We start from the raw sequence: 12,415 nt of genomic DNA on the forward strand, positions 1-12,415 counted from the left end.
GTCAAACATTTCTACTACATGCAGTCCTCACAACCAGTTGATCCAGCTAAATTAGTTTCAGCTTCGGCATGAATAATACGAGTTTGTAGACTGCAGCCAGCATCTCTAGCCTCATGAGCATTAACGAGCAACAACATGAGGTAATAATCATGAGAAACTGTATCCGTACTTTATGGAGAGCATCCGCTCTATCTCTCTTAATGTTTTCGGCAGCATCAGCCCAGCAGAGTACACTGGAGTTTAATGCAAAAGAGAGTGATGGGTTTTCCTTAGAAAGCAAAGCTCTTTACCCTGAAGGGCTTGAATACGACGCCAAGAGTGAACGATTTTTGCTTGGCTCAATAAGAAGAGGTGAAGTTATCGCCCTTAACAAGGACGGGACAACAACTCGTCTGGTTGATGATGAACGCCTTCGTTCAGTGGTTGGAATTCGCGTTGATGCAGAAAGAGGGCGATTGCTGGTCAACAGCTCGGACTATGGCGTAGCCACGAGAAGCACTCCTACTGAAAAGTTCGCATCAGTGGCCTTGGGGATCTACGATTTGGCAACTGGCGCGCCTTTAAAATTCGTTGATTTGTCAGATCTCCGGCCCACTGAGAAAAAGTTTGCAAATGACCTTACCGTTGACGCAGATGGCAATGCGTACATCACGGACAGCCTGGCTGCTTCTATTTACAAAGTTACGCCATCCGGCAAAGCCAGCGTGTTTCTTTCTCATGATAGGTTTCGTGGTGAAGGGTTCAACCTGAATGGTATTCAATACCTGTCCGTCGTCAAATGAAGTGGAACTGATTAGGCTTTTGAATAATGGAATGCTTGGCCCGTTGTTGTTTTGATGTTATGCCGCTTTTGCGTGGTAGTTCAAGCTGCGATTGAGCAGAGTTTTACGTTTGATCTCACTGCGATGTTGTAAGATGTTGTCGCCCCGTCCCAGATAAGCATCGGCAGGGGTAATGTTGTTCAGGCTCTCGTGGTAGCGATGGTTGTTGTAATGATCAACGAAGGCTTCAACTTGCCGCTCCAGATCCCCTTGCAGGTAATAATTCTCCAGAAGGATACGGTTCTTCAAAGTCTGATGCCAACGCTCGATTTTGCCTGTGTCTGCGGGTGATAGGGAGCGCGCCACGAACATGGGCCATATCCTTGTCCCGGAGCCATTTGGTCAAGTCTGATGAGACATACGAACTGCCATTGTCAGAAAGCAGTCTGGGCTTGTGAATGACTTTAGCGCTCTCACAGCCGGAGGTGTCCAGTGCCTTTTGCAGTGTGGCGGTGACATCCTTGGCCTTCATGCTGGTACACAGTTCCCAGGCGATGATGTAGCGTGAGAAGTCATCGAGTACGGTGGACAGATAGAACCAGCCCCAGCCGATGACCTTCAGATAGGTAAAATCCGTCTGCCAGAGCAGGTTGGGGCCGTAGTCTTGTCCTTGAACTCGTCTTCGGCCTTGATCACCACATAAGCCGGCGAAGTGATCAGATCCTTGGATTTGAGTAGGCGGTAAACAGAAGCCACTGACACAAAATACTCTTTTGTGTCAGTGAAGCGTACGGCAAGCTTGCGAGGTGACAGATCCGGTTCCTCCAGAGCCAGCTCAACAATCTGATCGCGAATGGCATCAGGGATGCGGCTCCAAACCTTCGAGGATCGGTGTACACGGTCTTCCAGCGCCTCGACGCCACCCTCAAGGTAGCGGGCATACCAACGGTAGAATGTGGTACGGGGAATGCCAAGGGTTGTCAGAGAGTGTTTGACCGGCAGGTGGGAATTCTCGACCAGACGAATAATCTCGGCTTTCTCATGGGCGGGATACCTCATATGTCGTCGTCCCCATCGTCCAGCATACTTTTTTTAAGAAGCCGGATCTCCAACGCTTGTTCAGCAACGACCTCTTTTAATTCTCGTGATTGTTTACGCAACTCTTTGACTTCGCCCGTATTGGCCTGGCGGGTGGTGTCTCCGGTGAGACGTTTTTTGCCAGCCTCCAGAAATTCCTTGAACCAGCTGTAGTAAAGCCCTTGCGAGATGCCTTCCTGACGACACAGCTCGGCAATGCTGTCTTCGCCACGCAATCCTGCAAGCACAATGCGGGTCTTGCGCCGGATATCCTTGACCGCCTTCTCAGCTGCAGCACTGCTGGTCCTTGTGTTTTGCCCCATTCCTCACTCCTGTCGTCGTGATCATGGGCCAAAACACTCCCTTATTCAAATCCGTAAGCCTGCTCCATAGGTGCTGACGACAAACACAATCCAGCGGTCCAGATCTTTGACGTCCCAGACCTTACGCCCTCCGGAAAGAAGAACAGCGGGAACCGGGCAATTGGCCAGGAAGCTGGTTGCACTTAAGCCGCAATAGGAAGCCGCAGAGCTCTCTTCTGCACGCGATACGGCTGGATACTCAAGTTCAACTGCGCTCTTTCCATACCGATCCCCTCTTGATCTTAAGGCTTTAGATACTTCCTGTGATGACAGCATGGACCAGTGGTTTGATGAGCCGAAGTGATTATTCGCTCTCCTCACAAACCTTTGTGCAAGACACCAGCACTTTCAAAAACAAAGCTCCGCAATCGACAATATGATAGGCAGGTTGGCGCTTTGAGCTTCGGGTAATCTGAGTGATCGCCTCCAGAGTTTTTCCAGTCCGACAAGCATCTCTATTTGAAGATTTTCCTCATCCATTGCATTGTTGCATAGGCAGAAGACGCCACTTTCTGTGCCGAGAATATCGGGCCATTTGTTGGCAAGCTGCTGTGAGACAGTCCCGGCAATCAGCTCTGCAATCGTATTGGTGCAGTGAGAGCGTACCATGTTGTGGTAGGTGGCAACCACCATCAGATCATTAAAGGTATACAGGGTCCAACCTTGGCGCTCGCCCTCAAGCACAATTGCTTCCGCCGCCTCCAGACCCGCAAGGTCTCGATATTCATCCCTACGATCTTGGCAACTTCGGAAGGCGTGTAGGTACGGCTATAAGTATCATTCTTCCCAATCATGCTCGACTCACTTTTTGAATTGGGTCAAGTGAAACGAAAAATACCTTCTAACTGATTGGTTTAGATGAAGTGTTGTGCGTTGGGTGTTATGAAGAAGCTTAAGAAATGGATTGAATGCTTCGTTTGCGATGTACCACTAACCAGACGTTCGTGTATTTCTATCAAGGATTGAGGCAACGTCAGGGGGGCAGGCGACTGGTTTGTGGGATAGGAAGTTCTCTACTCGGTATTAATACGCTCATTGCTGACGTTGGTCAAAGCACAGAGCCTCGCTGGTGTAGCAAGTCGCTTGTGACCAACACCGGCCATTCAGCCTGCTGTTGGAGGCAGCCAAGCAGACCGATGTTTCAACTCTAGGTTATTCTGGTTCAACTTACTATAGAGAGAGGAAAGCTAGATTTTTCCGTTGAAGTTCCTCTCTAGCTAGCCGACCCCAATTAACCGAATGACTTCCCTACGGGAAGGAGCAAATTTAGATCGTTGATACCAGTTTCAAAGGTTGGCCCAACTCTCATTGCGGTTTTGGCCTGCAAATAGAGCACGACAGGCCCGACTAAAAGCAGGACTGAAAACACTCATATGAGATTCTCCTTTTAAGATTTTGTGGTACAATCTTAGCCCAGAAATTGAGCGGGAATCCATCTGGTTCGCCAGTTTAACGAGATTGGATACCATTTTAGCATGTGCGTCAGCAGCTTCCTCAAACTCACCGACAGCCATGAATATATCCATTTTGACATTCTGCCTTTTCGTACTCGTTTGCTCTTCTAGCGCAATGAGAAAGCTATCAGCCCACCAGATGGCTGGGCTAATAGCCACATATCGTTGAAATGCTTCTGGCTGAGTAAAGGCCGTATTGAGTACGAATAGCCCTCCCATGGAAATACCCGTTAGCGTGGTTTGGGTCAGATCTAAATCGAAACGACTAGCAAGCCATGGAGATAGTTCTTCTAGAACAAAAGCTAAGAAAGAAGTTGCGCCACCTGCCAGAATTTCATCTTGCCAAGTAAACGGTGCTGGTGCGCGACGCATCATGGCTTCAAATCGCTTGTCCTCACATGGGGAAAGATCACGTGTGCGAATTGCTAGGTGTTCTGCTTTTTCACCTCTCCCAGAAACATCATACCCGATGCCAACAATGCAGTGTGGTGGAGGCCCATCTGGTTCCATCGCCAACGAGTTCAGTAAGGTCGACGCAGCACCAAAGCATATGTTGCCATCGGTCACAAACATTACTGGTACAGGACCACTTTTAGAAAACATCGGATTTGGCATCGCGACGTCAATAATGAAATATGCACTAACATTCTCAGACCAAATTCTGAAACGGTTTGACCCTAGAATTGGTGTCGGACCAAGATCAGTAAACTCGTTGGTACAGCTGCTCATATGGTATCTCCTTGCTAGAGATAGCAATACTAAGGTTTTGCCCTGCCCACCATTCTTGATTTGCAAATGTTTCGCACTATATATTAATGGGTACAAAGAGTTACCGTCATTTACCCTGAATAACTTCAGTAAAGCGGCACCGCGTAAACAATGCATTCTCCGTTATGCAGATACGACAGGGAGTAACACCTCTACTGGAAGTGCTCGAGCAGATGCACAGGAATTACCAGATGTAATTCCGTCATCTGCTCAGCAAGACTTGTTTGACCATTTGCGGACATTCGATCTAAATCTAGCCACTTACAGCTAGCGCGTGACTTCAACCATAGGTCGATTTTGGTCAGCTTATTGCAGGGTGACCAAAACTGATGTTTTCTTTGCCTCCGGGGATGCCCACTTATTGCTAAGTTTCAACTTCAGATAAGGCTCAATCATCTTGCAGCGAAAGTAGGAAGGTAAGTTGAAGAGAGCAGCAGTTTCTCAGATTTCATCGATCCTCGAGCTCATCATTCATGTATGAACTCTGCCAAGCTGCTTGACTGGTCTGGTTCCAACTCAGCTTGAGCCTTTCTTCGGAGCGATTGGGTTGAACCTGGGGTTTGCTTGTATTGCTTCTTGTAATAGCGCGTGAGGTGCGACAGATCTGAGAAACCACAGCCGAGGGCGATATGGTCTAAGGGTTGATCTGAGTTCTCGAGAAGCCATCGCGCATGGCGAAGACGAAGGCTACGGTAATAAGCGCTCGGAGACATGCCTGTATGCTCTAAGAACAAACGGCTGAGTTGTCGTTGGCTGAGGCTCAACATGTTTGCAAGTTGTTTGATCTCAAGAGTATCTTCGAGGTTCTGCTCCATGAGGAACACAGCTTTGCGTAGTCTCAAATCGTTGAACTGAGGGATGTCCAGATCAAAAGGTGTTTGAGACTGCCGAGCTTCCCTGGCCGAAATCAGGATCAAATGACGCAAGCATTTGATGACTTTCCCCTTTCCCAAGTGTTTCTCCACCAAGTACAAGGCCAGATCTGAACTGGCCGCTCCTCCTGCACATGTGATGATGTCGCGATCTTCGATGTAAAGTTCGTCAGTAACCGCGATTGATGATGGGAAGTGGCTTCTGAACTCCTGATAGTGGTACCAATGCAGTGCTGTGCGCACATTTTTCAATATACCCGCGCGAGCAAGAGCAAACGTACCGGTACACATACCGATCAATTTGTAACCTTGCTGACGGCAGTTCTTGATAAACTGGGTATACGAACTAGAATAAAGGCAATCCTTGGGAAGCTTTCCTCCGATAATAACGATGTAATCATATCCCGTAAGATCGCATTCAAGCGTTTTATTGGGTGTGACCGCTATTCCAGAACTGGACATGATTGAGTTGGTCGAGACGGATAACAGATCCCACGAACAGTTGATCTGCCTGCTTTCATCACCACCGTCTGCAGCATGACGCAAGACCTCAGTCAGACAGCTCAGTGCAAGAAGTGTAAAATTGGGGAGAAGCACCATGGCAACTTTCAATTTACAATCCGTTTTCCGGCTTAATGATTGAGGTCTCATCTTCTTCACTCTTAAAGCAAGTCACGTACTTTTATCGTGACTAAATCGGGAAGCACACCATACTCAGATTAATCCAAATTCCAAGCAATATGCTTGTGTGATGCCAGAAGAGACTTGCGCTTTGGCTAGGCACATGTCTCTTCTGAATTTCAGGATTGTTCTCAGCTAACAGCTTCTGCTTTAACTGAAACGCTAGACCTCATGTGTTTAACGATCATGAAGCCAAGCAATACAATACCGACATACCCGTTCACTACATAGACAACATTCAAAAGTTGATCAAAAGGAATGAAGAGACCGATAGCACCACCAATAAGTGTCAGACCTGCTGTCACCATCTTGGACTTAGAAGTTCCTTCTGGAGTGATACGGGCAGATACATTCCAAAGCAGTGGTGCAGTTGTTGTATAAATGCCTGCAATAATGACGAATGAGAATGCACTGGCGATCACTGGACTAACGTCCGTTGCCAACACAAGCATTGGAATTTGAGTTCCGGCAACATTGTTCAATTGTCCCATCAAACCCAGAGCAACCACCATAATTGCCCCAGAGAACAACATTGCACCGAGAATGCCACCAGCTTTCACTTCAGTATCACTTGAAGTTTCAGAACCTATTGCGGCCATGAAGGCTCCCAGTAACAACATACAAAAGCCGACGTAATTCAAAGCAGCAAAGAACCAGTTGCTGGAAGCTTGTAGGACGACACCTTCGCTAACTTTGCTTTCAATGAGCGGTGTAACATCAGCTGGAGTTAAGTTACCAAGATTGCTGAAGATGGATACCAGCCCAAGTAGAATTGCAATTCCAGCAATGACTGGCCCCAGCTTGCCGATGATGTCGACGATGCGGTTCAGCCCCATGATTACTGTGACAAAAGCAAGTACAGCAATGAGCGAGCCACCAACGATCGTTGGTAATCCGAAATGCTGTTTCAAGGCGGCTCCTGCCCCAGCAACCATCACCGAAAATGTAAGGAAACAGAACAATGTTGAGAAGTAATCATAAAACATGCCAACATGTTTGCCGCAATAGTACCGATACACATCGTTTGCTTTAGAAAGTTTCTGATGACGCCCGACTGACATGAAGTTGATCGACACATACGCAAATAGAATAAGTGTGAGGGCTGCACCCAAGATGCCCCAGTATCCATAGGATACGAAATATTGAAGGATCTCCTGTCCAGTGGCAAAACCAGAGCCAATCTGGTAAGCGGTAAACGCCCCCGCAATAGTGATAACCTTCATCAGCGAGCTTGACTTCGACTGCATGACCATTCTCCCATAGGTTGTGCTGTTGGATTAATTGTGTGACGTCATAGCTTTGACATCTGGCCCCCAAGTGTCAGACATTGTGTAGCCAAGAGGGAAAGGGTCCGTCGGATGAACACCGTGCTGTTCGATTGAGTAGATCCAGCAACGCCCGGTTAATCGTGGAATAATCGCATCCCTTTCACCAACCTTGCAGGTCGAAGCAATTTCCGCTTCAAAGCGCCCACCAATTGTCGACTCCATGAAAACCTTATCGCCAATATTCAACTCACCACGCGCATGCAGGCAGGCCATCCGGCTTGAAGATCCGGTACCGCAGGGAGATCTGTCGACGCGACCAGGGAAGATGATTGTGCCATTTTTATAAACAGCGGTTTCTGTTGGATGGGCCCCAGTGAACATGACGTATTCAACATGATTGAACTGTTCAATTTCCGGATGCTGCACGCTCACTTGCTGATCAACGGCTTTCTTAATCGTATGTGCTGTGTCGACCATCTGCCGTGCATTTTCAGGTGAGATCTCAAAGCCTAAACTTTCCGCATCCACCATTGCAAAATAACAGCCGCCAAAAGCGACATCGACTTTGATCTCGCCAAAGCCTTCAACCTGAACCGGATGGTCCAGATGTTCTACGAAGCTCGGGCAGATGTCGATTGTAACCTTCTGGACTTTATGGTTTTTGCAGTGAGCGACAGCTGGAATAAGTCCTGCTGGTGTATCAATTGTCAGTGTGTTTTCACCATCCTTCATTGGCAACATGCCAGTTTCCAAAACGGCGGTAGTCACACACATTGTGTTCGAGCCTGACAAAGCATGAGCGGCATCGGGTTGCATGACTATAAAACCCACATCCGCTTTCGGGTTTACTGGTGGAAGAAGTAGGTTTACTGACATCTGTGCGCTGCCATGAGGCTCTTGCAGCGCAAATCGGCGAATGCTGTCATCCACAGTGTTGATGTGCAGCATCTTGTCCAACATCGTCTCACCCGGGATATTGATCACCCCACCCGTAATGACACGACCGACCTCACCCTCGGCATGTACGCCGAGCATGGTAATACTTCTTTTCCATTGCATTGGATTTTCTCCAGTTATCGAAAGGCTAGTTTTTTGCTTTTTGTTTCAGGAGATCCCGCGCAGTTGCAGTTACTGCGCATCCACCTCTGGCAGTGCAGAGCATGTCCGAATGTGTTTTACTGGCCACTTGCATCATGGAACCAATGAGTTCATCCATCGGCAGGACAGCTTCAAAGCCCCCAAGGACTGCCGTGACCGAACTGATGGCATGAGAAACACCGCCAATATTTCTTGCATGGCAGGGTATTTCCACCTCACCATTAACGGGATCACATACCAAGCCCATGGTGTTCATCATGCAGATTGATGCGGCATCAAAAACCTGTTGAGGTGTCGCCCCCATCACATGGGCAAGACCTGCAGCCGCCATAGCAGCCGAAACACCTGTCTCAGCGTTACAACCAGCAACCTCTGCCGCAAACGTTGCGTGTTGGGCGACAATTGCCCCAACCAGAGCTGCAACCTCTAATAGATTGATGCAATCATCTTTCGTAAAGTCGTTTTGAAGCAAGGCGTAGGCAATTCCAGGTATTATTCCTGCAGAACCAGCAGTTGGTGCAGCCACAACGATACCGCGACTTGTTCCTGATTCCATTACGGCCAGAGCTGCAGAAATTGCGCAGTGCAATACTGGACTAGAGATTGATGAAGCCTTCATTGAATGCAAAAGTTGCGATGCTTTGGGTGACAGAAACTTCATTCCAGCGCTTTTACTACACAACCCTTCTTCAACAGAGAGGAACATTGTCTCTAAACGCTTCAGAAAAAGTTGACGCACTTCAGCCACTTCCAGACCAAGTTGCTTGGCTTCATATTGCTCTGCAAGAATGTGGAGCGGCGTCTGATCAGCCGCTTTCATAATATCGGAGCAACTTTCAAACAGAGGCAAAGCGTTTTTGATAACGTACTGCGCTGGCTTGCATTGTCTTATTCGAACAACGCCATCTAATTGATTTAAAGCCCTCACTACACCGAGAGTAAGCGGTTCCAGTGTTTGTAGCTCAACGATACTGCCCGATGAAAATATAGAGCAGACACCAAACCTTTCAACGAGAACCTCTTCTCTCAAGGATTTGAGTATTCTCAGAGCAGTTTCCTGAGTACTTGTTTCAATCAATGCTGTATAGAATGCCCCATTGATCTGAAGATCAGCTCCATTGCAAGATGTGAGCTGAAACATGCCTCCACCGGTTGAAACTGAGCGCCAGTTTTCGTGTCGCACTGCTCCATCAATTTGTATTATTCGCAGTTCAAATTCGGCGTCATTAGGATGGCTTACATTTTCAAGCGATTTGATATTGAAGCTTAAATCGAACAGTTCTTTTCTTTTAATGTCGGTGATAGCGTCGGAGTAGTCTGCGTGGGTCATTGGGCGGCCAAGCAAGCCTGCTGCTATGCCTTGGTCCGAGCCTTGATTTTTATAGACGCGCGCGTAAGATCCTGAGGGATCGAAGTTTATATGCGTGGCGAGGAACTTCTCTCCATCTGTAAGACTGAGTTGGCGAATACTATTTGCAATAAAAAAGGGACCAGCAGTATGAGAACTTGAAGGCCCCCGCATAACAGGACCTAACACTGAGTTAAGCAAGCTGTAGCTCATGATTAACCTACAAATCCCAATGAAGGGATCTTCTTTCACTATTGATCCGGCACATTTAATCTATGCCATGAGAGATTAACGTGACAAAATACCTTTGTCATACTTATCTTGGATCAAATAATTACGTATTTATGAAGTCACTTCTCAAAATGAACTTTACACTGGCTCATGAAGAAAGCGTATTTGTTGATGAAATATATAAATATACTTGAGAGGCAAAAATAGTATGCATAAGACATCATGCATAAATGATAGGACATAAGACTACAGGGCAAATACGGATAGTCGTTTCTCCGACCATTTGCAAAGCAGGTTCTTTTCGGCTGATGATTGCATGCATGCTTGTTTGGTTTTCGCGGTGGCAGCACTTCTCGCTTGTTAATTTACGAGACGGACATACACGTTCGAACCGGGTATTTGGTACTGACCGGAGTTGAGCAGGTCCAAATGACGATGGATGCGTTGGATAAACCAGAGGTGCGCCTCTGGCCGTCTTGCGCAACTAAAAATGAACTCATAGCTCGCCATTACCATTTAAACTCAGGTAGCGACAACGTGCTTGAACGTGTCATCCGCATCAGGTCTTCTTTTGGACCAAACTTCTAGACATTCCTAGCACGTAGCAGCTGACCTTACCGGTCATAGGCCTTGGTACAATATTCAAACTGCTGTAAAAGTAAACACTTCCGTTTTAGCTCTTAAGTGGAACAAGGAACCGCCTTTGGCCAAGGAACTCGGAATTTACCAAACTCATCGCTATTTAAAAAAGCTCCGATCTGAGAACAGCAAATCGACCCTCAGGAAAACGATGGACACCCTCCTTGTGGGGCGTCGTCTAAAAACTTTTCAAAAACCAGTTGGTGCGCAGCTGTTCCGAGTGATTCCACTTTCTAAAAGAGGTGAGAATCCGCAAGATTTCAGCTATGCGCCCAAGCCAGAATACTGCAGTAAGGGACGCTGCAACAATGAAGGCGAGCAAGTTTTCTACGGCTCTACTTCAATAGCAACGTGCATCAATGAGCTAAAAGGCATTAAGATTGGTGACTGCGTGCGTGTAGGTCGTTGGGAGATGACTGCACCACTAATGTACATAAATTATCTTACACAAGATCCTGAATCAAAAACAAAAGAAGCCAAGATATTTAACGTACTTGCCGAGTTTTTTTCTACTGAAGGAAATAAATATTACGAACACACGATCATGCTCACCGAGATGGCATTTGAAGCTAAATTACGGCTTTCACAAGTTTCTTCGGAAGTGAGCCAGATTAACGCCATCGCGTATCCATCAACCCTGAAAACCGGAAAAAATCCGGCACCTATAAACATGGCAATTCGAAAAGCCTTCGTTGATGGGCATATGAAACTGTTATACTGCTGGCATTATGAGGTGACGGGTATTAGCAATGACAGCTATGAAGTGAAAAAGGTCGCTTCGGGAGACGTAACGGATGGTGCGATCAAATGGACGCGCTCGGAGATCTTTCGAGGTAATGCAGGAGCCGATTTTACTTTAGAAAAAGACCCAGAAGGGTGGAGCATTGTGGATGACGAAGGAGTAGCCGTTGATAATCCCAAGGCTCAAATTGACCGTTAATTGCTGCATCATATTCCGTATCTTCGGACATATTAGCATTCACTCCAAAACTGTCTCAACCTCTAATGGAACTGCGTGAATGGCAGCTTCTGGCCCTGATTACAGGCATGTTGTTGAGTGGCCAAAACCGTCATTGAAAGTTGGCATTTTGATGGTGACTTGCTAGGAATACAGAATGTCTAAATATTCAGATTATGAAGAAAAAGTACTCTCGATTATTGAAAAACATGGGTGGCAATTCACTTTTGTGTTCGACCCCGAGGGTTTAACCCCCGACTTTGGGTACTCTGTTGGATTTACCACATCCCTTGGTGCTCCCGAATTTATAATTTTTGGACTTCCGCGAGAGTTAATGAACAGCATGCTGTGGGAAATCCATCGGCAAATCAAAGAGGGGGCAATCCCCACCGATGGCATGCGGTGGAATGGACTGTTGGAGGGATTCGACTGTATTAGCCGAAAAGCTACACACAAAAATCTACATTCCGAATATACCACGTCAGCGAACTGGCTCTGGCAAGAAAAAGGGAATGAGGGCAGCGCTGAGGTTTTTCAGATTGTTTGGCCCGGCGCACAGCAAGGGCTTTTTCCCTGGGATGAGGGATGTGCTCAAGATGTAATTGATGCTCAACCCAACCTATGGCTTAGTGAATGACTTAACTGGTAGAATTCCTCCACACGTTGAAACAGAAGCCTCGTTTGGCACCAGGTCTCTGTTTTAAGTTTGGGGTATCTTTGGGCTTAACGAAACTGTGATACATCCAAGCTACAACGAGCGCATAGGTTCAGAAATATGCTCTGGAAAGCGTCGGCAATAACTTTTAATGACTGTCTCAACCCTTGATCGAGTTGCCCGAATGTCCGCAGTTGGCGGTGGATTCAACTGGTCGCGGCAACACACTGTGAGAACTTCTCA

The 12,415-nt window shown here is 47.1% G+C and carries 11 protein-coding genes and 1 pseudogene; 3 read left to right on the plus strand and 9 right to left on the minus strand.

Annotated features, from left to right (window positions below):
- Positions 1 to 113 precede the first annotated feature (113 nt).
- On the plus strand, positions 114 to 782 hold the full coding sequence (locus PsW64_RS23165) for an SMP-30/gluconolactonase/LRE family protein (protein ID WP_208980980.1): 669 nt from the start codon (positions 114 to 116) through the stop codon (positions 780 to 782).
- A gap of 57 nt (positions 783 to 839) precedes the next feature.
- Here the strand turns inward: PsW64_RS23165 and PsW64_RS23170 are convergent.
- The 9 genes and pseudogenes from PsW64_RS23170 to PsW64_RS23210 all read right to left on the minus strand — a co-directional run bounded on the left by PsW64_RS23170 (position 840) and on the right by PsW64_RS23210 (position 9,941).
- Positions 840 to 2,161, minus strand: a pseudogene (locus PsW64_RS23170) (IS3 family transposase).
- Between the two features lie 45 nt (positions 2,162 to 2,206).
- Positions 2,207 to 2,476: a hypothetical protein gene (locus tag PsW64_RS23180; protein ID WP_063305145.1), complete on the minus strand. Its 270-nt coding sequence runs from the start codon at positions 2,474 to 2,476 to the stop codon at positions 2,207 to 2,209.
- A gap of 72 nt (positions 2,477 to 2,548) precedes the next feature.
- Positions 2,549 to 2,884, minus strand: coding sequence for a hypothetical protein (locus PsW64_RS23185; RefSeq protein WP_208980981.1), 336 nt, complete (start codon positions 2,882 to 2,884; stop codon positions 2,549 to 2,551).
- Positions 2,833 to 2,994 (minus strand): MerR family transcriptional regulator, encoded by a 162-nt coding sequence (locus PsW64_RS28485; RefSeq protein ID WP_208980982.1) that lies wholly within the window; start codon positions 2,992 to 2,994, stop codon positions 2,833 to 2,835. Before PsW64_RS28485 ends, PsW64_RS23185 begins: the two co-directional genes overlap by 52 nt.
- A 492-nt stretch (positions 2,995 to 3,486) precedes the next feature.
- Positions 3,487 to 4,383 carry an alpha/beta hydrolase gene (locus tag PsW64_RS23190; RefSeq protein WP_063305146.1) on the minus strand — a complete coding sequence of 299 codons (897 nt, stop codon included), beginning with the start codon at positions 4,381 to 4,383 and terminating at the stop codon, positions 3,487 to 3,489.
- Between the two features lie 506 nt (positions 4,384 to 4,889).
- Positions 4,890 to 5,894, minus strand: a complete 1,005-nt coding sequence (locus PsW64_RS23195) for a GlxA family transcriptional regulator (RefSeq protein WP_063305147.1) — start codon at positions 5,892 to 5,894, stop codon at positions 4,890 to 4,892.
- Positions 5,895 to 6,106: 212 nt separating this feature from the next.
- A complete protein-coding gene (locus PsW64_RS23200; RefSeq protein WP_208980983.1) occupies positions 6,107 to 7,222 on the minus strand; it encodes a YkvI family membrane protein in 1,116 nt (371 codons plus the stop codon).
- Between the two features lie 30 nt (positions 7,223 to 7,252).
- The gene (locus PsW64_RS23205) at positions 7,253 to 8,302 is read right to left on the minus strand and encodes a proline racemase family protein (RefSeq protein WP_063305149.1); all 1,050 of its coding nucleotides are present in this window, start codon (positions 8,300 to 8,302) and stop codon (positions 7,253 to 7,255) included.
- Positions 8,303 to 8,327: 25 nt separating this feature from the next.
- Positions 8,328 to 9,941: an L-serine ammonia-lyase, iron-sulfur-dependent, subunit alpha gene (locus tag PsW64_RS23210; RefSeq protein ID WP_153042417.1), complete on the minus strand. Its 1,614-nt coding sequence runs from the start codon at positions 9,939 to 9,941 to the stop codon at positions 8,328 to 8,330.
- A gap of 682 nt (positions 9,942 to 10,623) precedes the next feature.
- On the opposite strand from PsW64_RS23210, the gene PsW64_RS23215 reads away from it, so the two are divergent.
- Positions 10,624 to 11,499, plus strand: coding sequence for an RES domain-containing protein (locus PsW64_RS23215; protein ID WP_153042418.1), 876 nt, complete (start codon positions 10,624 to 10,626; stop codon positions 11,497 to 11,499).
- 175 nt (positions 11,500 to 11,674) lie between these two features.
- A complete protein-coding gene (locus PsW64_RS23220; RefSeq protein ID WP_063305152.1) occupies positions 11,675 to 12,154 on the plus strand; it encodes a DUF4262 domain-containing protein in 480 nt (159 codons plus the stop codon).
- Positions 12,155 to 12,415 lie beyond the last annotated feature (261 nt).

This window comes from Pseudovibrio sp. W64, assembly GCF_001623145.1.
Taxonomy (GTDB): Bacteria; Pseudomonadota; Alphaproteobacteria; order Rhizobiales; family Stappiaceae; genus Pseudovibrio.